The 21,417-nt window shown below is 57.1% G+C and carries 24 protein-coding genes; 14 read left to right on the plus strand and 10 right to left on the minus strand.

Going from position 1 to position 21,417, the window contains the following annotated elements:
• Positions 1–12 precede the first annotated feature (12 nt).
• The 5 genes from ACR0J7_RS11885 to ACR0J7_RS11905 are packed head-to-tail and all read left to right on the plus strand — an operon-like array spanning position 13 to position 5,127.
• Positions 13–1,944 carry an AAA family ATPase gene (locus tag ACR0J7_RS11885; RefSeq protein WP_480914391.1) on the plus strand — a complete coding sequence of 644 codons (1,932 nt, stop codon included), beginning with the start codon at positions 13–15 and terminating at the stop codon, positions 1,942–1,944.
• Positions 1,941–2,870, plus strand: coding sequence for a restriction endonuclease (locus tag ACR0J7_RS11890; RefSeq protein ID WP_480914393.1), 930 nt, complete (start codon positions 1,941–1,943; stop codon positions 2,868–2,870). Before ACR0J7_RS11885 ends, ACR0J7_RS11890 begins: the two co-directional genes overlap by 4 nt.
• Positions 2,867–4,204 (plus strand): DUF6638 family protein, encoded by a 1,338-nt coding sequence (locus tag ACR0J7_RS11895; RefSeq protein WP_480914395.1) that lies wholly within the window; start codon positions 2,867–2,869, stop codon positions 4,202–4,204. Before ACR0J7_RS11890 ends, ACR0J7_RS11895 begins: the two co-directional genes overlap by 4 nt.
• Position 4,205: 1 nt before the next feature.
• Positions 4,206–4,472 (plus strand): hypothetical protein, encoded by a 267-nt coding sequence (locus ACR0J7_RS11900; protein WP_480483903.1) that lies wholly within the window; start codon positions 4,206–4,208, stop codon positions 4,470–4,472.
• A 10-nt stretch (positions 4,473–4,482) separates the two neighbouring features.
• A complete protein-coding gene (locus ACR0J7_RS11905; protein WP_480914397.1) occupies positions 4,483–5,127 on the plus strand; it encodes a DUF1523 family protein in 645 nt (214 codons plus the stop codon).
• Positions 5,128–5,180: 53 nt separating this feature from the next.
• Here ACR0J7_RS11905 and ACR0J7_RS11910 read toward each other — a convergent pair whose 3' ends face one another.
• The 6 genes from ACR0J7_RS11910 to ACR0J7_RS11935 form a co-directional block, all read right to left on the minus strand.
• Complete coding sequence (locus tag ACR0J7_RS11910; protein WP_480488149.1) at positions 5,181–6,275, minus strand: flagellar basal body P-ring protein FlgI; 1,095 nt, start codon at positions 6,273–6,275, stop codon at positions 5,181–5,183.
• Positions 6,272–7,279 carry a flagellin gene (locus ACR0J7_RS11915; RefSeq protein WP_480773971.1) on the minus strand — a complete coding sequence of 336 codons (1,008 nt, stop codon included), beginning with the start codon at positions 7,277–7,279 and terminating at the stop codon, positions 6,272–6,274. The genes ACR0J7_RS11910 and ACR0J7_RS11915 overlap by 4 nt, the downstream gene beginning before the upstream one ends.
• A complete protein-coding gene (flgK, locus tag ACR0J7_RS11920) occupies positions 7,276–8,733 on the minus strand; it encodes a flagellar hook-associated protein FlgK (RefSeq protein ID WP_480914398.1) in 1,458 nt (485 codons plus the stop codon). Before flgK ends, ACR0J7_RS11915 begins: the two co-directional genes overlap by 4 nt.
• Before the next feature lie 33 nt (positions 8,734–8,766).
• Positions 8,767–10,062 carry a flagellar hook protein FlgE gene (locus ACR0J7_RS11925; protein WP_267366907.1) on the minus strand — a complete coding sequence of 432 codons (1,296 nt, stop codon included), beginning with the start codon at positions 10,060–10,062 and terminating at the stop codon, positions 8,767–8,769.
• A gap of 91 nt (positions 10,063–10,153) precedes the next feature.
• A complete protein-coding gene (locus ACR0J7_RS11930) occupies positions 10,154–11,008 on the minus strand; it encodes a flagellar motor protein MotB (RefSeq protein WP_480914399.1) in 855 nt (284 codons plus the stop codon).
• A gap of 88 nt (positions 11,009–11,096) precedes the next feature.
• A complete protein-coding gene (locus ACR0J7_RS11935) occupies positions 11,097–12,434 on the minus strand; it encodes a FliI/YscN family ATPase (protein WP_480910779.1) in 1,338 nt (445 codons plus the stop codon).
• Between the two features lie 87 nt (positions 12,435–12,521).
• Between ACR0J7_RS11935 and ACR0J7_RS11940 the strand changes: the two genes are divergently transcribed.
• From ACR0J7_RS11940 to ACR0J7_RS11980, 9 genes are read left to right on the plus strand one after another with little or no spacing between them, the layout of a single operon-like run.
• Positions 12,522–12,908, plus strand: coding sequence for a FlgB family protein (locus ACR0J7_RS11940; protein WP_480587263.1), 387 nt, complete (start codon positions 12,522–12,524; stop codon positions 12,906–12,908).
• A gap of 12 nt (positions 12,909–12,920) precedes the next feature.
• Positions 12,921–13,307, plus strand: coding sequence for a flagellar basal body rod protein FlgC (gene flgC, locus ACR0J7_RS11945; protein ID WP_480520033.1), 387 nt, complete (start codon positions 12,921–12,923; stop codon positions 13,305–13,307).
• 11 nt (positions 13,308–13,318) lie between these two features.
• The gene (fliE, locus tag ACR0J7_RS11950) at positions 13,319–13,609 is read left to right on the plus strand and encodes a flagellar hook-basal body complex protein FliE (RefSeq protein ID WP_480773976.1); all 291 of its coding nucleotides are present in this window, start codon (positions 13,319–13,321) and stop codon (positions 13,607–13,609) included.
• A 4-nt stretch (positions 13,610–13,613) separates the two neighbouring features.
• Positions 13,614–13,886 (plus strand): flagellar biosynthetic protein FliQ, encoded by a 273-nt coding sequence (locus tag ACR0J7_RS11955; protein ID WP_480488141.1) that lies wholly within the window; start codon positions 13,614–13,616, stop codon positions 13,884–13,886.
• Entirely contained in the window at positions 13,886–14,596 is a 711-nt protein-coding gene (locus ACR0J7_RS11960; protein WP_480773977.1) for a flagellar hook-basal body complex protein, read from the plus strand. The genes ACR0J7_RS11955 and ACR0J7_RS11960 overlap by 1 nt, the downstream gene beginning before the upstream one ends.
• Before the next feature lie 21 nt (positions 14,597–14,617).
• Positions 14,618–15,403 (plus strand): flagellar basal-body rod protein FlgG, encoded by a 786-nt coding sequence (flgG, locus tag ACR0J7_RS11965; protein ID WP_480483915.1) that lies wholly within the window; start codon positions 14,618–14,620, stop codon positions 15,401–15,403.
• Positions 15,403–15,819: a flagellar basal body P-ring formation chaperone FlgA gene (gene flgA / locus ACR0J7_RS11970; protein WP_480483964.1), complete on the plus strand. Its 417-nt coding sequence runs from the start codon at positions 15,403–15,405 to the stop codon at positions 15,817–15,819. The genes flgG and flgA overlap by 1 nt, the downstream gene beginning before the upstream one ends.
• Complete coding sequence (gene flgH / locus ACR0J7_RS11975) at positions 15,819–16,550, plus strand: flagellar basal body L-ring protein FlgH (protein ID WP_480483916.1); 732 nt, start codon at positions 15,819–15,821, stop codon at positions 16,548–16,550. The genes flgA and flgH overlap by 1 nt, the downstream gene beginning before the upstream one ends.
• A 9-nt stretch (positions 16,551–16,559) precedes the next feature.
• Positions 16,560–17,060, plus strand: a complete 501-nt coding sequence (locus ACR0J7_RS11980; protein WP_480483917.1) for a flagellar basal body-associated protein FliL — start codon at positions 16,560–16,562, stop codon at positions 17,058–17,060.
• A gap of 34 nt (positions 17,061–17,094) precedes the next feature.
• Here ACR0J7_RS11980 and ACR0J7_RS11985 read toward each other — a convergent pair whose 3' ends face one another.
• The 4 genes from ACR0J7_RS11985 to flhA are packed head-to-tail and all read right to left on the minus strand — an operon-like array spanning position 17,095 to position 21,417.
• Positions 17,095–17,478 (minus strand): hypothetical protein, encoded by a 384-nt coding sequence (locus tag ACR0J7_RS11985; protein ID WP_480483918.1) that lies wholly within the window; start codon positions 17,476–17,478, stop codon positions 17,095–17,097.
• On the minus strand, positions 17,475–18,563 hold the full coding sequence (locus tag ACR0J7_RS11990) for an EscU/YscU/HrcU family type III secretion system export apparatus switch protein (protein WP_480559437.1): 1,089 nt from the start codon (positions 18,561–18,563) through the stop codon (positions 17,475–17,477). The genes ACR0J7_RS11985 and ACR0J7_RS11990 overlap by 4 nt, the downstream gene beginning before the upstream one ends.
• Positions 18,560–19,333 carry a flagellar biosynthetic protein FliR gene (locus ACR0J7_RS11995; protein ID WP_267363081.1) on the minus strand — a complete coding sequence of 258 codons (774 nt, stop codon included), beginning with the start codon at positions 19,331–19,333 and terminating at the stop codon, positions 18,560–18,562. The genes ACR0J7_RS11990 and ACR0J7_RS11995 overlap by 4 nt, the downstream gene beginning before the upstream one ends.
• On the minus strand, positions 19,330–21,417 hold the full coding sequence (gene flhA, locus ACR0J7_RS12000) for a flagellar biosynthesis protein FlhA (RefSeq protein WP_480773980.1): 2,088 nt from the start codon (positions 21,415–21,417) through the stop codon (positions 19,330–19,332). Before flhA ends, ACR0J7_RS11995 begins: the two co-directional genes overlap by 4 nt.

Raw genomic sequence — 21,417 nt, forward strand, 5'->3', positions numbered from 1 at the left:
GCGGTTTGTTAGATGAGTTTGACGTCAGATCAGATGGAATTGCGCGAAGACGACATTCGCAAGCATTATCCGGCAGCGACCGCTTTGCTGAACGGGTTCGAACACGCGCCGCGGATCGCCAAAGCCGTGGAATCTACCGTTGAACGCTCACCAGGTGTTTCGACTGGTCGGCGGTTTCGCTCGACGACACCGGGGTTGGTGACACGCCGGACCGTGCGCGCAGACGGGGTGCATCTGGTTGAGAGGATCGAAGCCTCGGACGATGGTGACGCCTTGGTTTCGCCGCCGCAGGCAACTGCACAACAGGCGATCCGCCGCGCCATCGCAATCGCTTTGGCCGTGGCCGACACTTATGCGGAACAGACCCCGCTTGCGGATCTGAAACGCGCAAACCTTGCCGGGGATCTGCCCGCCGCGCGGAAGACCGAGTTTTCGGCGGTTCTGACAGCCGAAGCGCTGATCACGATGCACACGTTCGGCAATGCGCTGGCCTATCTGTTGTCCTCGCATCTGGGTGAGACCACGGTTGATATTGGTGAGATCGAAGAGGTCCTGACAGACAACGGCCAACTTGCCCTGCACGGCGCGTTGTGGGAACTGGACCAGACGCTGGCCAAATACGCCTCGGACGATGCCCACCTGATCGCCGCCACCAGTGCCTATGCCGAGCAACTGATGGAGAAGTCAGCCCTGCGCGCAGGGTCCGCAGGTTACCTGGCCCCGTTCCAGAACGCAGCCTGGCATATCGAGGCCGACGATCTGACGATCCGGGGGTTCGAGCCGGCCTCCAAGGCCAAATCCACCACCTTGACCATGACGTTCAAGAAGCCGAACGAAGTGGTCGGCAACCATATCGCCAAATATCAGGCGATGAAGCTGGCCAAGATGGTGATGGCCTATGATTTCGACCGCCGCCTGAACCCGTTTGCGGAACTTGGCGGGTTCATCTTTACCTTCATGGGTGACGGAAAGCCGGGCACCGGTAAGACCACGCTGATCCAGATGATGGCCGGGCTGATCAACGAGTATTGCCAGAACGCAGGCTATCCGTTCCGCTATCAGAACCTGAGCACCGACAATATCGACAGCTATCAGGGCAAATCCGGCCAGAACGCCAAGGCGTTTATCAACACGATCATCGACCCCTCGGTCATCGGCTTCGGCACCATCGACGATATCGACCAGTTGGCGGGCAAGCGCGGCGACCGGCAGTCCTCGGCCGGGCAGTTGGAAATCACCGCTGTGCTGATGGAGAGCTTTGCCGGTGCCAACACCGTCGTGCGCGGCAACTGCACCTTTGGCATGTTCTCGAACTACCCCGAGAATGTGGACGACGCCCTGCGTCAGCGGGCGGGCGCGCGGTTCCTGGTGGACGGGCCGCAGACGCGCGAGGATTACATCGACATCCTGCACCTGCTGATGGGCCGCAACCATGACATCCCGCTGGGCGAGCACGAAGCCTATGCCGCGCAAGAGATCAAAAAGGCTGTTGCCGCCAGTTTCGAAAGCCATTCCCGCCCGCATGAGGACGCCTTGCTGCAGGTCTATGACCGGGTGTCTGGCGAGATCGGCCAGATGGATACGATCGCCAAGCTGGGTACCTACCTCAAGGCGATCCAGCAGGCGGATGAACGGTTTACCGGTCGCGCGATCAAGAACATCACCGACGCGGTCAAGGTCCGCGCGATGGATTTCGAACTGCCCGACGAGTGGATGGAAAACCCCGACCTGTTCCTGTTCCGCGACTACGACACCAAGAAAGCGATGATCGAGGACCTGCGCCAACCGATCACGGTGGAAATGGTGATGCAAGAGATCAACCGCTACGCCGACAGCGAGTTCCGCTATGCCGACAAGAGCGACGAGGTCGCCATCGAAAACGCGGTGCGCGAGATGGGCCGGATGGAAGAGGCCAAGCGGCGGTATCTGGAGAGTAAACAATGAGCGAACGACGGTTTGTAATCGAAGCGGAAGGCTTCCCAGATTTGCCGGGTATGATGCTGGTTACACTTGAAGCATTGCGCTCTATGGGTGGCTCTGGGACCATTCAAGAAATGGACGAAAAGGTTGCGGAGCTGGAAGGTGTAACCGAAGAAGAGCAAGCATTTCAAATGTCTGGCGACGATCCTCGTCCCAGAATGAACTACTATTTGGCTTGGTCCCGGACCTATCTAAAGCGCGGTGGTGCAATTGAAAATTCGGCTCGGGGAGTGTGGGCCATAACTGAGTCTGGGGCACGAATAACCGAGTACAAACAGACAAAAGAAATCAGCGATCAAGTTAATGCTGAAGAGCGCGAGAAAGCTCGTCTGAAGCGTCGAGAAAAGAAAGCGAAAGAAGAAGTTAACCAACAAAACCCTGAATTCATAAGCGGCTCAATGGCGGCGGCTGAGGGGCCTGACAGCAGCGTTCGAGATTGGCGTAATGAACTCTTGGACGTACTAAAGTCGATGGACCCATCAGCGTTTGAAAGGCTTGCCCAACGGCTACTAAGAGAAAGCGGTTTCACTAAGGTGGAAGTCAGGGGAAAGTCGGGGGATGGCGGAATAGACGGGGTCGGTGTTCTCAGAGTTAACCTGGTTTCGTTCCAAGTCTTTTTCCAATGCAAGCGGTACAAGGGTAGCGTTGGATCCTCTGATATTCGTGACTTTAGAGGAGCGATGATGGGACGTGCAGACAAAGGATTGTTCATAACAACCGGAAGTTTTACGGCGCAAGCATCGGATGAAGCGACCCGTGATGGCGCGACAGCGATTGACCTGATTGACGGGGAACGGCTGTGCGATTTGCTAAAAGACAATGAACTAGGTGTTTCAAAGAGGATGATTGAAGAAGTCCATGTCGATGAAAACTGGTTCATGAGCATATGATCCGCCTCATCGAAAAAGGCCTGATGTTCGGCAATCTCGTCCACATCTCCAGCCCGGCTCTGGTCGAGCGGTATAACCGCGCGCTGCAGCATCTGGCGGGCAAGACCACTCAGCTTTCGGATTTCCATGTCGATATCTCGGGCTATTCGCCGGAGGTGGGGATTGAGCTGGAGGATGAGCTCTACCTCAACCCCAATGGGGTCAACCGGCAGTTCATCCTGCTGACGACCGAGCAGAAACGCGCGCCTTTGCTGAACGTCAAGTTCTCGACCTCGCGCGATATCCTGCGCGAGTTCATCGAGATGAACGAGGCGCAGCTGTTTGCCCTGACCGCCACCGATGCCGTGGCCGGAGAGTTGGTGAACTCGGTCTTCAAACTCAGCAGTCCCCACGATCTGTTCAATCTGCGCAAGATCGAGATTGAGGCCGACACCGCAGGCGGCACCTTGCGTAAGGCGCAGCAGCTGGCGGGCATGGTCGAACAGTTCAAAACCGCCGAGGACGCCTGGTTCGACGATGTGCTGATCGCCAGGATGATCGAGACCGCCAAGGAGACCGGCGACGTTACGCGCAACCCCGTCCATCTGCGTCACACGGATTTTGAGCAACGCAACTTCTGGACGGCGCATTTTGGCGGGCTGTACCTGTTCCCGGACCTGGATCACCCGGCGGCGATCTGTATGGGTGACAGGCCTGACGATTTGCCGATCAAATACGTTTTTGACCCGTTGCAGCGGAACCAGATTGCCAAGTTTCTGGATTACAATGATCTGGTCGAACCCATCGTCAAGGCGCGCGGTGTAGACGCTGCCGCAATCCTGCAGCAGAAGATGGATTTCCTGACTGTCGATGCGGCGGCGGATGCGGATGTCGACCTGACCGGGCTGGACCGAAGCGATATGCGGCGGTTGGCGCGCACTCACTCGGATGGCTTGCCCGAAGCCTATCACGGCCTTGCGCAACTGTTGCGCTGGGCAAGCGACGGGGGGCCGTGGCCGCGTATCACGTCGGATCATCCGGCTTATTTCTACACTTTGCGCGCCGCTGACACGCCGAACCGTGATCTGGTGAACATGCTGCTGGCCGAACTGGCCCCGCTGGACCCGCGCCAGATGTTCATTTGCCACAAAGAGCTGTTCTATAGCACCTATTCCAGATGGCCCGAGAGCAAGAAAGCCTATGTTGCCGACTTCCTCGCGCGCGAGTATCAGGTGGACAAGCAAGGGGCCCGTGCCGCGCTGTTCGGCCATGAGCCGGATATGAGCGGAGAAGACCGGGTCAGCGATGACATAATCGCGCGTGTTGGTCCGTGGGGTTCGGTAAGGAAAGGCTGAAATGTTCGGGTTATTGCGCCTTTTGCTGATCTTGTTGGTGATCCAGTCGATCGCCTATGTCGCGCTGTCTTTCTACTCGCGCGGGATACGCCGTCGCAAACTGGAAAGCTGGTGGGATGAGAAGGGCAAGACAGGCAACAAGGACGCTTTTGTCGAACGCGGATTGCATGTGTATGACAATTCGTTCCGGCGCAAACTGATCCTGGGTGTCTATATTGTGCCATGGGTGGCGATTGGCGCACTGATCTACATCGTGAATTACATGTGAGGGTTTAGGCATGGCCTATGTGAAATGGGCGTTCATCATCATCTTCTGGGGAACGATCGCCGTGATCCTGCAATACTCGCTGCCGCAACATGATGTTGTGCGTATCGTAAACACCTACGAAGAGCGGCAGGATCTGAACGACTGGACACGGATTTTCTGGTCCGAACCCGAAGACCAATCCACCAGCCTGTCCAACCGGGATGTGCAATTCATTCAGGCCGTGCGCGAAAATGGCAAGCCGATCGTGTACCGAAACGAAGACACCGGGTGGGGGTGGCCACCCTACTTCAAGTTCGACACGGCGAACCTTTACACCGAAGCCAATGATGCGAAATCGACCAAGGAAAACCCGAAATGGGTGGTCGTGACCCATTACGGATGGCGAAACGAGTTCATGTCGATCTTTCCCAACGCCATTTTCATCAAACATGTGGAAGGGCCGGATGTGCAGGTCATTCCCTGGTTCAACATCATTTTCCTGACAATTTTCGCCGCGCTGGTCTGGGCGGTTTGGGTGCGCTGGCGCAGGTTCCGAAAGGCCCGAATTGATCCGATGATCGAGAATGTGGAAGACGGCTTTTATGCGGCCGGTGACGCGATTGAAGAACGCCGAAACAGATTTCAGCGCTGGCTGGACAGCTGGAAATCGAAATAGGCCTTAACGTCACGGGCGTGTTTGTGGCACGCCCGTAGGACCAAAGATATCGGCTACCTGACAACAAATTCTGCGTGCAAGGCGCCCGCCGCTTTGATGGTTTTCAAGATATCGATCATATCCTGGGGCGATACCCCCAGCGCATTCAGGCCTGCGACAACCTCGGACAGGGTCGTAGCTTCGGGGATTTCGGCAAGGCCGGTTCCTTCTTCCTCTTCGATCCCTGCAATAGTGCGCGGAACGACCACTGTTTCGCCCCTGGCAAACGGATTGGGTTGCACGGCAATCGGTGCTTCCTGAACTGTCAGGGTCAGATTACCCTGAGAGACAGCCACACGCGATATCCGGACTTCCTGCCCCATTACGATGGTGCCAGAGCGCTGATCGACCACCACACGCGCCTTTGCTTCCGGCTCGACCAGAATATTCTCGATACGCCCAATGGCATGGGCCGTCGACACTGCCTGAGTTGCAGCAATGTTGAGTTCAACCGTGCCTGAATCGCGCATGATTGCCACAGCTCTGTTGAACTCGGTGTTTATGGCGAATTCGATACGCGCGGCCGTGGTGAAATCGGGTTCTCTCAACGCAAGGCGCATTTGGGTTAAAGTTGACAAGTCGAACTCAATTTCACGCTCAACACGCGCGCCGGACGGGATCACACCCGAGGTTGGTACCCCACGCACGATCGACGCAGCCTCTCCTTCAGCGGAAACGCCACCTGCAAGGATTGTGCCTTGTGCAACCGCATAGATTTGCCCGTCTGCTGCGTTTAGCGGGGTCATAACCAGTGTCCCACCCAACAGACTGTTTGAATCGCCTATCGCCGAAACCGTTACATCAATTTGGCCGCCGACTCTGGCGAAAGGCGGCAGACTGGCTGTCACCAAAACCGCTGCCACATTCTTGGGCCGGAAATCCTCGCCCGTTACGTTGACACCCAAACGCTCCAGGATGTTGGACATGATCTCTTCGGTGAAAGGAGAGTTGCGCAATCCGTCACCGGTTCCGTTCAAACCGACAACCAGGCCATAACCCACAAGATCATTGCCTCTGACACCATCGAAATCCACGAGGTCCTTGAGGCGGATCGCCCCCGCCCAGGCTATACCGGGAACAAGGATCAGGAGAAGTATCAGCGCCCTCATCTCAGGAAATTCACCAGCGAAAGGTTCGCATTGCGAACGGTTACCGAATAGAGACTTTCCAACTGAAACTGCACCGTTTGCAATTTCGCCGCTGTTTCATAAGGATCGGCCGCGATCAGTTCGTTCCGGCTGAATTCCAGACTGGTTCGGGCCATCGAATTTCGCGTGGCGGCCTGTTCGATGCGGGCCTCGGCGCTGCCGACCTGGGCCCGCAGGTTTACCGTGGCATCCTGTGCGTTGGCCAGATCGACGCCCAGCTGGGTGAACAGGGCGGTGCGCTGGTCGGAAGAAAGAGCCAACGTATTGTCGGTGGCTAATGCCGCTATTGCAACATCCCTTAGGGCCGCCTTGAATGCCGGGTCGGTTGCCGTGAGTGGCAGCGTAACGCTTTCATTTTCCGAGATCTGCATAGGAGAGAGTGTGGTGCTCGCGCCCTGATAAATCATGGCGTCAAACCCGGCAGGGCTGTTGAACCATGTGTCGGCAGCCAAGCGTATGTCGGCGACGGTCACAGCCCCCGTCAGTTGTGTCTTCAACGCAGCCAACAGCGTGTCAGTCGAGGGCAGTGGCGAGACATCCGTGGCTGTACCCGAAAACAGACTGCGCCCACCAACTCGCGTGTTGAGCGCCGATACCATCGTGTCGAGCTCATTCCTGGCATGATCTGACGCCTGCGCATGATTTACCGGCTGATTGGCCGTTCCGTAGGTCAACAGAGACGCGGTCATTTCGCCAACCGAATCTCCAAATGTCTTCAGGCTCAACTGCATGGCATCCGTGAACAGGGCCGCTTCGGCTGTGGCGATGCCAAAGGCGTCGAGCCTGGCAAGCGAGCGATCCAGATCCAGGATCTGAGAGTAATTTCCGCCAAGCCGACCAGATATATCCTGCACTTTGCCGGTGGACATCTCGTAAGAGAGGGTTTCAATCTGTGTTTTGATTTCAGTGGCGCGGGTGCGAAGGGTCATACCGCGCGCCAGATCGCCGATAGCAGTCAAGTTCATGCTAATAACCTCAGAAGCGTTTCCATAAGCTCATCGACGACCGAGATGACACGCGCGTTTGCTGCGTATGTCTGCTCGATCTGCATGAGGCGCTGTAATTCCTGATCCGTATCGACGCCTTGTTCGGCCTCAATCTGTGACATTTGTTGTTGGCTGTTGCTGGCAAAAACCTTCCGCTGCTCTGCAGCGTGAGATTGCGCCCCGGCTTTCGACATAAGCGCCTCGGTCAACTCGGCGGCGCGCATGTTTCCAGTGCCAAACAGCCCGCCAGGTACGGTGCGCGCATCATTCAGAATGGAACCGAAAGCACGCAGTTGCGACGCTTGTCCGGGATCGCCCGGCGTTGCGGCACCCAGCCCGGCGCGGAGCTTCCAGCTGTTCCCGCCGTTGTCGGGGTCCGCAACCGAATTCACCGAAATGCGCGATGACAGCCCGACAAAGATTGTCGGGTCGAACCGATTTCCGTTGTCTGTGAACAGACCGGGATCTGTCGCAAGTGCCGTGGGATCCAAGCCCGGCGTTTCAAATCGTTCGATAAGATCGCGGGCAACGGTATCAAGCTGCAGCTGCGCCTCAACCGCCAATTCATCGCGAATTGAAAACTGGGCCATCAACGCGCCGCCACGGATTTGCGCAGTGTCCCTGCTGGTGCGTACCGGGTTGCCGTTCATAGCCAATCCGGACAGGAGACCATTTGCAACCGTCATGTGGGGTTTCGTCTCACCGGTCGTGGAAAAGGTGAACTCGGACGCCTTACCTTCAAGAAGTATCAAACCGCCGTCTGAATAGAGCGATACCTGATCGTTGGCACGTGGCACAACGTTGACTGGGATCAAAGTATTGACCTGATCGATCAGGACTTGCCGTTGATCCAGCAAGGCCCCGATATCGCCGCCGGAATTTTGAATGGCCGGAATCTTTGCGTTCAGAACTTCGATATCTTTCAGAACCAGGTTCAGGCTTTCGATCTGAGCGCCTATCTTGCGGTCCGCGTCCGAGCGTGCCTGTCGCACACCCTCAGAAGCCGCGTTAAGCTCTGCCGTAAGATCGCGCGCCGCGCGCGCCACTTGATCAAGCCTTTCGATCGAGTCGGGGAGACTGGCTGCGGTGATGAAGCTGTTTTCCAAGGCAGACATACGGCTGGCAAGGGATGGCGTGCCGTCTGCTGTTCCGACAAAGTTTTCGAACCGTGAACGGAAATCCGAAATGGCGGATTGAAAGGCAAGCTCGGCGTCTGACGACCGTCTGTTGGCCGTCAGAACCGGGTCCTGATGCCGGATCACTCCAACCGTACGCACGCCATTGCCAGATATGGGGCTTGTCGCCAGTTCAAGGGACCTGCGCGCATAGCCCGGTGTCAGGGCATTCGCGATATTCCCCGACACTACAGCGGCCCCGCGACTGGCCGCTGTCAGCCCGCCCAATGCGTTATTGAGTGCCGTCGACATATTCATGAGGCCGCTCCTTTCCTTTGGTCAGTGCCTGGATCAGCGCTTCAGGTTGGTCGTTTCCTGAAGCATCTCGTCCACCGTCTGGATCACCGTGGCGCTGGATGAATAGGCGCGTTGTGTCTGGATCAGGGATGTCAGCTCGGTTGCCACATCCGTGGTGGATTCTTCGCGTGCGAAGGAAACGATATCACCGGTTGGGCCTTCGCCCGCGTTCCACAGAAAGAACGTGCCGCTTTCGCGGGATGGCGCGTAGGTTTGACTGTCCAGTGCCGTCAGGCCATTGGGGTTAGGAACATCGGCCAGCGGGATCTGGAACATTCGGCGGCTGACGCCGGTATCGTAGAATGCATAGACATAGCCACTTTCATCGACCTGAACGCTGGTCATCGTACCAACGGCAGAGCCATCCCGCGTGATTGAAACTGGCGCGAAGGTGTCGGACAGCTGAGTAATGCCATCGGAATCGCCGATCAGTCCGATATTGACCTCCATCGGGCCGCCAGCGACATTGACCATGACACTGCCGGTTACCGGATCGTAAGCGCCACCGGATACAGGAGTGACGCTGGCCAGCGTACCACCAGCCGTTCGATTATCGGTAAAGGTCAAAGTGTATTCCCCGATAATCGCGCCACCGGATGCTGAATCGCGCAGAACCATGGTCCATTCATTGCTGCTGCCAGTTGCGGGAACGGTCGGGATCAGCTGAATATCAATACTTTCGGATTTCCCAAGATTGTCGAAATACTCGACCGATAAAGGCTGTGTGTCGCCCGGCGCACCCGCATCTGTTGCTGTTGCGGGAAGGTTCATACGCAGGTTCATCTTTGTCGTCGGGGCACCGGACAACTGGTTGACGCTCAACTGAATTGGTTCAAGCGCGGCGGGCGTGTCGCGTGGAACGGGCGGGATGGACCCGTCTGCCGCAGCACGCCATCCCAAAAGAACAAGGCCGGATTCGGTCACCAGATATCCTTCGTCGTTGGTCCGGAAGGAACCCGTGGTCGTCAGCAACATCTCGTTCGAATTTGCGCCGACCTGCGAGCTGGATCGTACCGGCAACATGCCGCGTCCGCGCACTGCAAGATCGGTAGAGTTGCTGGTGGTCACCAGTGATCCGCGCTGATCAATCATGCGCTGGCTGGTCGTGCGCACGCCCCCTGCCGAGTAACTGCCACCCTGGCCAGACGTGACCATCGAATGAAAGTCAGTTTCCACTCGTTTGTATCCGTAGGTCGAAGAGTTTGCGATGTTGTCGGAAATCGTTGCCAACCTGTTGGCGTTGGCCTTCAACGCCGCCACACCGGCATTCAGCGAAGAGGAAATTGTCATTGGCGCGCCCTTCTGTTGCGTCAAGCTTCGATGCAACAGGTAACGCGCTGCCCCTTAACAGCGCGCTAACAGGTAAAATGCGTTCTATCCTTTAGGGTCGCCGCAGATAGGGTCGCCGCAGAAATATCACTTCGATTCTGTTGTTCCGAACCGCCATCGGATTGTCGGTGAAGAGTTTTCGGTCAGCATGACCTGTGACGCGATCCATCCGGCTTGCCGCTACGCCTTTGTCCTGTAACAGCTGGCGGACTGATTGCGCCCGGGCAGTGGACAGATCCCAGGTGGTATTGCGAACCTGCACAACAGGAGATGCGCTGACATGGCCTTTGACAGCAATCGGGTTGGTCACGAGATCCGAAGAACGCGCTATGATCAAAGCAAGCGCCCGCAAGATCCCGGTTGGTTTCCCGGAACCGGGGTCGAACAGTGGCTGGGTGTCCGTATCGAATAGCTCAACAACGAATCCTTCGTCGGTGACGCGTGTCACGATATGCCTGAGAAGCTTATCCGACACCTCGCTTTCACCGGTTCGCCCCAAAAGCTGAGCTTCAAGCGTCGAGAAGTCTTCGGTGTCAACTTTGCCACCACCGATGGCATCCAAACCGGTTGACCCGCGTGCCTGACGGGATTCAGTTGCGTGTTTGGTGCTGGCCCCGGCACCATTCCGCAGCAATGTCTTTTCCGACAACATACTGTCGCCGCCAAAAGCACCGTCTCCGCCGCCGGATTCGGGGCTCAGAGGGATTGTCGGGGCGAAGTAATCCGCCAACCCTTTGCGTTGCTGTTCAGTTGTCGCGTTCAGCAGCCACATCAACATGAAGAAGGCCATCATGGCCGTGACAAAGTCGGCATATGCAACTTTCCACGCACCGCCGTGGTGACCATCACCACCCGACACACGCTTCTTCTTGATGATGATTGGCGCCACATTGGTCTGCGCACCCATCTCCACCACCTATATTATCACCCGACTTTTTGCCTAGCAGCGCAGGTCTTAAGGTGGCCTTAATACTTAAAACTGTTTGGAATTCTGCCTAGCGTGGCAAGCTGATCGATGCACGGCGCAGTATCAATGACAAGCGATCAAAACTGTTTTCGATTCCCTCAGCTTCCGGTTTGGCAAAAAAGGCGTCCAATTCCTCGTGAACGCGAACGGCCTGATCCAGCAGCAGATCAGACCCTTCGGCGTACAGCCCGGCCTTGATCATCACTTCGGACTGCTCGTAACTGCCCACGAGTTTTCGGGTTTCTGTGATCATCTGGTTCTCGGCCTCGGATGCGGCTCCCGGCAGGCTCCGCGACACAGATCTGCTGACGTCAATGGCCGGGAAACGCCCCCGTTCGGCGATGTCGCGGCTGAGCACAATGTGCCCGTCCAAAACGCCGCGCAGAATGTCAGCGATGGGTTCATCCATGTCCGAGCCGGCCACCAAAACGCTGAATACCGCGGTAATATCCCCCTGTTCCTGCGTTCCGGGACCTGCGCGTTCGCAAAGACTGGCGATCAGGGGGGTGACAGAGGGTGGATATCCCCGCAAAGACGGGGATTCCCCCATAGAAACAGCGATTTCACGATGCGCCTCGGCGAAGCGGGTCACGGAATCAGCCAGAAAGAGAACGTTCAGACCCAGATCCCGCAGATACTCGGCTGTCGACATGGCCGACCAGGCACACCGCCTGCGCGCCAATGCCGACTGGTCAGAGGTGGCGGCGACCACGATTGTGCGTTTCATGGCTTCGGGGCCAATGGCCTGCGCGACAAATTCATTCACCTCGCGTCCGCGCTCGCCAATCAGAGCGACTACGACGACATCGGACTGCATGGACCGGGCCAGTGTGGAAAGCAGGGTCGATTTACCGACACCCGACCCGGCAAACAACCCCACTCGCTGCCCGCGTACGACGGGCAACACAGTGTTGAGAACCGACAAGCCGGTGGCCATCCTCTGCCCCATTGGTTTGCGTGCCACGGCTGGTGGAGGGGCCTGCATGATATCGCGCGTCTGCGATCCGCTCAGCAGCGGTTTTCCATCCAAGGGCCTGCCAAAGGGGTCGATTACCCGTCCAAGCCAGTGCAATCCCGGTGCAAAATCCGGTGATGGGTCAAGGTAGACGCGATCCCCCAGGCTGACCCCATCGGGGGCCGCATTGGGGAGCATTTTGATATGGCCAGAACCGACATGATGCACCTCGCCCGCAAGATCGGACCCGACGCGCCGCCGCAATGTCAGCAAATCCCCGACCCGGGCATGCGTGTTCAAACCACCGATTTCGATCAGACCCTGCGCGACGCCGGTGACCAGCCCCACGTGACGGACTGCGGTCATCCTGTCGAGTTCGTGTTTCAGAAGTACCGGGTCGAGATCAGACATCGTGGAGTCTCCAACTGAGTTCTGAAAACGGTTTCTAAAGGAATCAGGGTTAAGCCTTGATTGAAATTGATCGAGGGAGAAGCCCCGATGTTCTATGACCTGAACGTCTTTAAGACAGCGTACGCAATGGCAACCCATGCCGGGCAACGGCAGGCGGTCATTGCACGCAACATGGCGAATGCCGATACGCCGGGCTATCAGCCGCGCGATATCGAGGCCTTTCAGAAAGCTTTCGAAACCACCGGGCATGACGTGACCATGGACGCCACGCGGCCGGGCCATCTGCACGGCCGTATGGGTGCGCAAAACTGGGCTGAGGTTGAAGCTGTCCCATCAGGTGATCCCAATGGCAATGGTGTGTCGCTTGAGGAAGAGATGCTTAAATCGGTCGAGGTCAAACGACAGCATGATCGAGCGCTGGCGATCTACAAATCCTCAATGGACATTCTGCGCACCAGTTTGGGTCGCGGATAAGGGGCGACAGGTATGAGCGATTTTTCCCATTCCCTTGCTGCGTCAGCCAGTGCTTTGCGCGCGCAATCCGCGCGGTTGCGGCATGTGTCCGAAAACATCTCGAACGCGGACACGCCCGGCTATCGACGCAAAACCGTACCGTTTGAAACCGTGCAGAAAAACGGTGGGGACATGGTGCAGGCTGGCCGTGTGACGCTTGACCAGCGTTCGCTGAGCCGCATCTACGACCCCGGTCATCCGTTGGCAGATGAAAGTGGTCACTACCAGGGCTCAAACGTCGATTTGATGATTGAAATCGCGGACGCGCGGGAAGCCCAGCGCAGTTATGAGGCCAACCTAAAGATGTTTGATCAGACGCGGCAGATGTCGTCGTCGCTGATGGAATTGCTCAGAAAATAAGGACAGCCAGAATGGATATCCGATCACTGAACGCCGCGCAGAATTATGCCGGCGCACGCTCTGCCACACAGGCCGATCCCGATCATGGCGGGGCGGCACAAGGATTGAGAGCGACCTTTCAGGACTTTGCAGCCACGCTGAGACACAGCGAACAGATATCTCAATCTGCGATGGTCGGTCAGGCTGATCCCCATGCACTTGTTCAGGCGCTGGCCCAGACCGAACTTGCGGTAGAAACCGCAGTGATCGTCCGCAACAAAGTGGTCGAAGCCTATCAGGAAATCCTAAGAATGCCGGTCTGACCCGATGCTCAGCGAAGGGCTTTTCTATGACATCGTTCGTCAGGCGTTGTGGGTTGCGGTCATTACATCCGTCCCTATCCTTGCCGTTGCTCTGGTTTCTGGCCTGATTGTCGGTCTGTTCCAGGCGCTGACCTCGATACAAGAGATGACCCTGACCTTCGTTCCCAAATTGATCGCCATTGTCATCGTGTTCTGGATTTCGATGGGGTTCATGACTCAGACCCTTGTTACGTTTTTTACCGGAACGCTTGTTCCCTTGATTGCAGGAGGCCGCTGATGGACACGGCTTACGTCACCCTGTCCCGCCAGTCCGGGCTGATGAATGAAATGCGGCTGGTGGCGAATAACATCGCAAACGCAAACACGACCGGATATCGACAGCAGGGGCTGGTGTTTTCGGAATACGTGCGCGACATTCCGAACAATCCGTCCCTCTCCATGAGCCGGGCCGAGGCGCGCAACACATCGTTGCAACAAGGTGTGCTTACGAAAACCGGAGGGCAGTTTGATTTCGCCATCGAAGGGGACGGGTTTTTCATGGTTGAAACCCCGGATGGCAACCGGCTGACGCGTGCGGGCAGCTTCTCGCCAAATGCCGAAGGCGATCTGGTTGCGATGGATGGTGCGCGTGTTCTGGATGCCAACGGTGCCCCGGTCTTTATCCCACCCGATGCAGCTACGATTGATGTCGGCAGTGATGGGACGTTGAGTGTCAACGGCCAATTTCTGGGCCAGTTGGGCGTTTTCAATGTCGCTGATCCGCAGGAGCTGATCCGCGAAGGAAATACGCGGTTTCGTGCCAATGGTGCGATAAACCCGGTTGATGAACCCGTTGTTTTGCATCGCTTTCTCGAAGGTTCAAACGTCAATGCCATTCAGCAGGTGACCCGCTTGGTGGAAATCCAGCGCGCCTATGAGCTGGGACAAAGCTTTCTTGACAGCGAAGACGAACGCGTGCGCGGGGCGCTCAAGGCGCTGATGCGCTGAACGGTAAAAGGAGAGTTTGACATGCGAGCCCTGAAAATTGCCGCCACCGGAATGACCGCGCAACAGATGCGGGTCGAAACGATTTCGAACAACCTGGCAAACATGAACACCACCGGCTACAATGCCCGTCGGGCCGAATTTGCCGATTTGCATTATCAACAGATGGCGCGCGCCGGAACCGTAAACGCCTCGGACGGAACAGTATTGCCGACGGGTATTCAACTTGGTCTGGGTGTGCGGCCCGCAGCTGTTACCGTGCAACTGGAACAAGGTGCTTTGTCAGCCACCGGCAGTGATCTGGACGTGGCGATTGAGGGGCGCGGATATCTGGAAGTCACGCTGCCCAGCGGTCAGTCCGCGTATACGCGTGACGGCAGCCTCAAGCGGTCGGCAGAGGGTCTGATTGTAACCTCCGATGGTTATGCGGTTTCGCCGGAACTCACCGTTCCCGACGACGCACGGTCAATTTCGATCAATGCCGCGGGTGAGGTCTATGCTTATTTCGACGACTCTCCCGAGGGGCAGTTGCTGGGTGAGTTTGTCCTTGCCAGCTTTTCGAACGCCAAGGGGCTGGAAGCCATTGGCAGCAATCTGTTCAAGGAGACCGAGGCGTCGGGTGCCCCGGTGCTGGGAACTCCGGGAAGTGATGGGCTGGGCACATTGCGGCAGGGTTATCTGGAAGACAGCTCGGTCGACGCAGTGCGCGAGGTAACCGAACTTATCGAGGCGCAGCGCGGCTATGAGATGAATGCCAAAGTCATCTCGGCTGTGGATCAAATGATGAGCGCGACAACGCAGGTGCGATGATGCGAGGGATCGGCATATGTTTGGCACTACTGGCTCCAATCACAGCACAGGCTGACATTGTGGTTCCAACCCGCACGATCCGGGCCAAAGAAATCATTTCTGCAACTGACTTGAAAACAAGCCCGACGGATGTCCTAGGTGCGGTGACTGACCCTGATTTTCTGATCGGGCAAGAGGCGCGGGTGGCACTGTATCCCGGCAGGCCGGTCCGAGAAGTTGATGTAGGCCCCCCCGCCATCGTTGACCGCAACGATCTGGTCGTCCTGATATTCGACCGCCAAGCCTTGTCGATAACCGCGGAAGGCCGCGCCTTGGGGCGTGGCGCTGCTGGGGATCGCATCCGGGTCATGAACCTGTCGTCCAGAACAACTGTAACCGGCCAAATCCGCGCGGATGGCCAAGTCGAGGTTAAGTAATGACCGGACTGTCGAAAACTCTCCTTCTCATAGCTTTGTCTTTGGCCGCGTGTGGTCGTCTGGATCATCTTGGCAAGCCCCCGAGTTTTACACCAAACGAAGAATCTCCCGAGCAGGTTGCCATGCTGTGGCCGGGTCTGCCTTTGCACACGCAACCACAACGCACCGTTGACCGCTCATCTCTTTGGAGCGGAGGGCAGCAATCCTTGCTGGGCGATCAGCGGGCGATCAAGAAAGGTGACATTCTGACTGTAGTCATCGAGTTGGATGAAAAAGCTGAGATATCAAACAACACCAGACGGTCCAGATCAGGCTCGGAAAACCTTGAGGTTCCTGGCCTCTTTGGATTGCCCCAGCGCGTGCAAAAACACTTACCTGACGGGGCATCGCTGGATGAAGCCGTGTCCATCGAAGCGGATTCCACAAGTTCCGGGCGGGGATCTGTGAGGCGAAACGAGAAACTAACCCTGCGTGTCGCCGCGACGGTTTTGGATGTTCTGCCGAACGGGGTTCTTTCGATTTCCGGCTCGCAGGAGTTGCGGGTCAATTTTGAACTGCGCGAGCTTTTGGTGGCCGGGTATGTCCGCCCTCAGGATATCTCGCGTCAAAACGAAGTTACCTACGACAAGATCGCCTCTGCGCGGGTGTCTTATGGTGGAAGAGGTCAGATTACGGATGTCCAGCAACCCCGATACGGCCAGCAAGTTCTTGATTCACTCTTGCCATTCTGAGGTGCGACCGTGATTGCAAAACTGGTTCCAGTCGTTCTCCTGATTGTCGGCCTGGGTGCGGGTGTCGGTGCCGGGCTGTTTCTGTCACCTTCGGGCAAGCCCGACAAAACAGCCGCCGAAAAAGAAGTGGCAAAAGAAGAGAAGGCCGGTCACGAGAAGTCTGAAAAGTCCAAGGAAAAAAAGCCAGCCTATGGGTATCTAAAGTTGACCAAGCATTTTGTCGTTCCGGTGGTTGGGGATGACGAAATCGAAGCGATGGTCACTTTGTCCCTCAGCCTTGAGGCGAACACAGCAATTGAAGAAACTTTTTATTCCATTGAGCCCAAGTTGCGGGATGGCTTTCTTCAGGTTCTGTTTGATCACGCAAATACCGGGGGATTTGATGGGACGTTCACAGAATCCCGGAATCTGGATGTCTTGCGTAAGTCCTTGTTGGAAGTGGCGAAAAAAGAGCTGGGTGAAGATGTTTCAAAAGTGCTGATCATGAGCGTGAACCGTCAAGATACCTGACGAAGGTCGCTTCACGGCACGGATCCGGTCAGCATTAACGGGTTTGCTTTCGAGCAACGGCCTGCCGATGGCTTTTTAGCTGCTGCTCCCGCAGGGTTGCGACGGCTTGTTTGCGGCCAAATGCAATTCTGAGCGCCTCCAGACCGGCCAGTTTCTGAGCGCGCGTTTGGGCAAGTCGCATGTTCAACGCGCGGCGCGTGGCAGATTCCCAGCCATTCCAAAGAATGTCGGCCCCGGATATCTGATATCCTTCTGTCCAACCGCTGGCTTTGCGCACCTGGTCAAGCTGATGATCCAGTTTCGCCAATTGGTTCTGAATTCTGGCCTCGGCCTCGAGGATTGGGCGGAGTGTCTGAAATTGCTTCTGGAAAGCGACGTCGGCTATTTTGTCCAGCCCGCTTAACTGAGTGTCCTTCATCGGATCTGCTCCTTTGCACGTTTCCGCATCGCTTCGGCGAACCTGATTGCAGCGGCAACGGGGCGGAAATGTTCTTCGGCGATCTCCTGCCCGATGTCGACAGTTGCGTGAAGCGCGCGCGCCGTCGGGGGATCCGAGCGGATCGGAACGCCAGCCTGAGCCGCAGCGGAACGGATGGAAGCGGCTACTGCATCCACACCTTTGGCGACACAAACAGGTGCGCTGCCAGTAGCCCTGGACCACTTCAGTGCAACGGCAAAATGGGTGGGGTTTACGATAACAACATCCGCGCCCGGAACATCTGCCATCATCTGGCTCGAGGCGATCTCCTGTGCACGTTGACGGCGGTGTTGCTTTACATAGGGGTCGCCTTCGGCGTCCTTTGTTTCATCCTGGATCTCTTTGCGCGACATGCGGTTCTTGCGCATGTGCTCGGCGTATTGCCACAGAAAGTCGATAACGCCGATGCCGAGTGCGATGGCAACCACAATGAACAGGAAGCGAAACAACAGGTTCATCATCAGCAGTATGGATGACTTTGCCGGGGCCGCGCTGGCAGACAGAATTTCGGCCAGATTCGACTTGATGAAAAGTGCGAGGCACAGGCTGTAAATCGCCAGTTTGGTTGCGCTCTTGGCGAACTCGAACAAGCCACCGCGCCCGAACTTGTTTTTGGCATTCGAAACAAGGGAAATCCGCGAAAGCTTTGGATTCAGTTTGCTGGGGGCGAACACCAGCGTGCGTTGGGCAATCAGGTTTAGCAGAACGGCCACCGCGGGCAGGCAGAAAAGCACGGCAATGGGTGTCACCGCGCCACTCAGAATTCCGGCAACCGTCGCTGTCGCAGGTCCCATTTTCAGAAGGTTCGCGATCTGGTCGGATTGGTCGATCAGGACCATGAACAGAGTTCCCAATTGCGCGACGGCGTACTGCCCTGCCGCCAACAATGCGATCAGCAGTCCGGTATATGCCGCAACAACCGACAAGTCGTTGGACTTGGGAACTTCACCCTTTTCACGGGCTTTCTGGAGCTTTTGCGGCGTCGGCTCGTATGACTTGTCGCTGTCGTCATCGGCACCGCTCATCGCTGGCCTCCGATCGGGTTCATGAAGAAGGCAATCAGCGCGTCAGACCAAACAGAGAGGATCAATGGTGCGCCCGTAAACAGCAGAAACAGCCCGGCAAATGTTATTGCTGGCGCGCCCACGAAGGCGACCATCAATTGCGGCATGGCCCGGTTGATAACCCCAAGTGCAAGATTGTAGATCAACGAGGCGATGACGAATGGCGTTGCCAGCGAGAAGGCCAACCCAAAGCTGCGTGAGATTTGTCGCACACCCCAATAGGACAAATCTGCCGAGCTTGGCACCAACCCCATGGGGAATAGGGCATAACTCTGGATCAGGAATTGCGCGGCCCGTACGTGCAAGCCCATGATGACGGCAAGCGTTAGCCCCGCGATCGTTAGCAGGTATCCCATTGCCGGAACAGGATCAGTGGCCGCCGCACCCAGCAATTGCGACAATGACGTGGATTGCGCGGCAATGGATCCGGCGGTTTGCAGCGCCAAAACAAACAGCCGCAGCCCGGTTCCAAGCGCCAGCCCAATCAGGATTTCTGTCCCAACCAACCGCCCCAGCGTCCACAGGTTGAGAGACAGGTCCAATGGTTGGGTTGCCGGAAAAATGATCAGGGTAAAGGCGACGGATATCCCCAGTTTCATCCGTGTTGGAATGCTGCGCTCGCCGAAAGCAGGCAGCAGCGAAACCAAAGCAGAGACGCGCAGAAAAACCGCAAAGGCCTGCCAGAGCGGTTCGGCCAGCTGCGTCAACAATTCTGGCGGCAGAGCGATCACGCGGGAACAGTTCCTACCAGCGCGGGTTTGGCTTCCAACCCGATTTCCTCAAAAGAAAGGACCGGGTTTGGAACGCCGCGCGCATGCATGATCGTACGCAACAACCGGCGTCGCCGGGTCGAGGTCACGACAGCAGGAAACAAACCGTTATCAGCAGATCTGGCGATACTGCTGACCATGCCGTCGGCCAGCTTGTTAAACAGGTTCGGCGGTAGCGCGACATCCAGTCCGGCGCTGGGCGCGTCGACCTGATAGGTGGTGAACGTTTCCTCCCACTCGGGGGCCAGTTGGATCAGCGGGATCGAGCCATCCTCACGCTTCATATCGGCGACCAGTTGAAATCCGAGACGCTGGCGCACCAATTCGCAGATGCCTTCAGGCTGGGTGGTTGTCAGCCGTGCTTCGGCAACGCTTTCAAGGATCAGGGCCATGTTCCGGATCGAAACCCGTTCCTCCAGAAGCAGTCGCAGAACGGCGTGCAATGTGTCCATTGGCACTTTGTCGGGGATCAATTCATCCAGCAACTTGCGGTTTGCCTCAGCCCGAACTGGGTCGCTCAGGCGGGTCATTTCGGTCAGCAGGCGGCGCAGGGATTTCAACGTCAGCAAGCGCGAGAAGTTCTGCTTGATAATCTCTAGCAGATGCGTGGCCAGGATCTCGGGCGGTGAGACGATAGTGGCCCCGTTCAGCGCTGCGTCCTCCTGATGTTTGGGCAGGATCCAGCGGGCAGGCGCGCCGTAAACCGGCTCGGTCACGTCATTGCCTTCGGGCAACAGATCGAACCCGTCCTGAACCAGAGCCAGAACCAGATCGGGGTTCAGAACGCCGCGCGCCTGTTCGACCCCCTGAACCTTGATCACGTAGGTTCCGGTTGGCAGGTCGGCTCGATCAGTCAGGCGAATTTCGGGCAGGATCAATCCGAAGGTAGACGCCACGTAGTTGCGCATATTGGCAATGCGGGCATCCAACCCAGTTCCGGGATTCAAAACCAAGCTTACCAGATCGGGTGCGAATTCAAGGTGCACGTCATCCAGGTCCAGAATATCACCAATAGCCTGCGAGACCGACACCTCGGTTTCGGTCGCCTGCGAATGCAATGACGGATCTGTTTCTTTCTGCTTTTTCCGAATTCTGTAGGCCGCATAACCAAGTACAGCTGCACCGAGGATGAACGGCAGGAAAGGCAGGCCGGGCACCAGCGCAAACAGGACCATAAGAACCGCCACGGTAGACAGCGCAGCCGGATGACGCCCAAGTTGGGAGAAAATGGCATTGTCGGTGGCACCCTGTGTTCCGCCGCGCGCCAGCAGCAATGCAGAGGCAATCGAGATGATAACCGCGGGGATCTGCGAGACCAGACCATCACCGACGGTCAGGATTGCATAAGTCTCGAACGCCGAAGCCACCGGCATTCCGTGCACGATCACCCCCATGACCAAACCCATAACAAGGTTCAAAAGAGTGATCAGAAGGCCAGCAACGGCATCACCTTTGACAAATTTCGACGCACCGTCGAGCGAGCCGAAGAATGTCGTTTCCTGCTGTTCGCGTTCCCGCCGTTCCTTGGCTTGCTGATGGTCGATGGCCCCGGCTGACATGTCGCTGTCGATGGCAAGCTGCTTGCCCGGCATCCCGTCCAAGGCAAAGCGCGCGCCGACCTCGGCCATACGGGCGGCCCCTTTGGTGATGACCATGAAATTCACGATCAGCAGTACGCCGAAAACCACAAGACCCAGAAAGATGCTGCCGCCCATGACGAAATTGGCGAACCCTTCAATCACGTCACCAGCTGCGTTGGGTCCAGTATGCCCCTGACCGATGATCAGTTTGGTCGACGAGACGTTCAGCGACAGGCGCAGCATCAGCGATGCCAGCAGGATCGTTGGGAAGGACGAGAAATCCAGCGGACGTTCGATGAACAGCGTCAGAGTGAAAATCAGGATGGCCAGCGCGAAAGAGGCGGCTAGCCCCACATCCAGCACCCAGGCAGGCATGGGCAGGATCATCATGACGATGACGGTCATCAGCGCCAGTGCCAACAGGACAGTGGGCGAAAACAGGGACCGGATGTCAATCTGGGGCAC

The sequence above is a fragment of the Ruegeria sp. O4 genome (assembly GCF_056535125.1).

Excerpts from the sequence above, each read along its gene's own strand:
- ACR0J7_RS11885 (WP_480914391.1), top strand. The coding sequence starts at position 13 with ATGAGTTTGACGTCAGATCAGATGGAATTGCGCGAAGACGACATTCGC.
- ACR0J7_RS11930 (WP_480914399.1), bottom strand. The coding sequence starts at position 11,008 with ATGGGTGCGCAGACCAATGTGGCGCCAATCATCATCAAGAAGAAGCGT.
- flgC (WP_480520033.1), top strand. The coding sequence starts at position 12,921 with ATGAGCGATTTTTCCCATTCCCTTGCTGCGTCAGCCAGTGCTTTGCGC.
- ACR0J7_RS11915 (WP_480773971.1), bottom strand. The coding sequence starts at position 7,279 with ATGAACTTGACTGCTATCGGCGATCTGGCGCGCGGTATGACCCTTCGC.
- fliE (WP_480773976.1), top strand. The coding sequence starts at position 13,319 with ATGGATATCCGATCACTGAACGCCGCGCAGAATTATGCCGGCGCACGC.
- ACR0J7_RS11895 (WP_480914395.1), top strand. The coding sequence starts at position 2,867 with ATGATCCGCCTCATCGAAAAAGGCCTGATGTTCGGCAATCTCGTCCAC.
- ACR0J7_RS11890 (WP_480914393.1), top strand. The coding sequence starts at position 1,941 with ATGAGCGAACGACGGTTTGTAATCGAAGCGGAAGGCTTCCCAGATTTG.
- ACR0J7_RS11900 (WP_480483903.1), top strand. The coding sequence starts at position 4,206 with ATGTTCGGGTTATTGCGCCTTTTGCTGATCTTGTTGGTGATCCAGTCG.
- ACR0J7_RS11935 (WP_480910779.1), bottom strand. The coding sequence starts at position 12,434 with ATGTCTGATCTCGACCCGGTACTTCTGAAACACGAACTCGACAGGATG.
- ACR0J7_RS11955 (WP_480488141.1), top strand. The coding sequence starts at position 13,614 with ATGCTCAGCGAAGGGCTTTTCTATGACATCGTTCGTCAGGCGTTGTGG.
- ACR0J7_RS11985 (WP_480483918.1), bottom strand. The coding sequence starts at position 17,478 with ATGAAGGACACTCAGTTAAGCGGGCTGGACAAAATAGCCGACGTCGCT.
- ACR0J7_RS11910 (WP_480488149.1), bottom strand. The coding sequence starts at position 6,275 with ATGAGGGCGCTGATACTTCTCCTGATCCTTGTTCCCGGTATAGCCTGG.
- ACR0J7_RS11925 (WP_267366907.1), bottom strand. The coding sequence starts at position 10,062 with ATGACAATTTCCTCTTCGCTGAATGCCGGTGTGGCGGCGTTGAAGGCC.
- ACR0J7_RS11940 (WP_480587263.1), top strand. The coding sequence starts at position 12,522 with ATGTTCTATGACCTGAACGTCTTTAAGACAGCGTACGCAATGGCAACC.
- flgA (WP_480483964.1), top strand. The coding sequence starts at position 15,403 with ATGCGAGGGATCGGCATATGTTTGGCACTACTGGCTCCAATCACAGCA.
- ACR0J7_RS11960 (WP_480773977.1), top strand. The coding sequence starts at position 13,886 with ATGGACACGGCTTACGTCACCCTGTCCCGCCAGTCCGGGCTGATGAAT.
- flgG (WP_480483915.1), top strand. The coding sequence starts at position 14,618 with ATGCGAGCCCTGAAAATTGCCGCCACCGGAATGACCGCGCAACAGATG.
- flgK (WP_480914398.1), bottom strand. The coding sequence starts at position 8,733 with ATGAATATGTCGACGGCACTCAATAACGCATTGGGCGGGCTGACAGCG.
- ACR0J7_RS11990 (WP_480559437.1), bottom strand. The coding sequence starts at position 18,563 with ATGAGCGGTGCCGATGACGACAGCGACAAGTCATACGAGCCGACGCCG.
- ACR0J7_RS11905 (WP_480914397.1), top strand. The coding sequence starts at position 4,483 with ATGGCCTATGTGAAATGGGCGTTCATCATCATCTTCTGGGGAACGATC.
- flgH (WP_480483916.1), top strand. The coding sequence starts at position 15,819 with ATGACCGGACTGTCGAAAACTCTCCTTCTCATAGCTTTGTCTTTGGCC.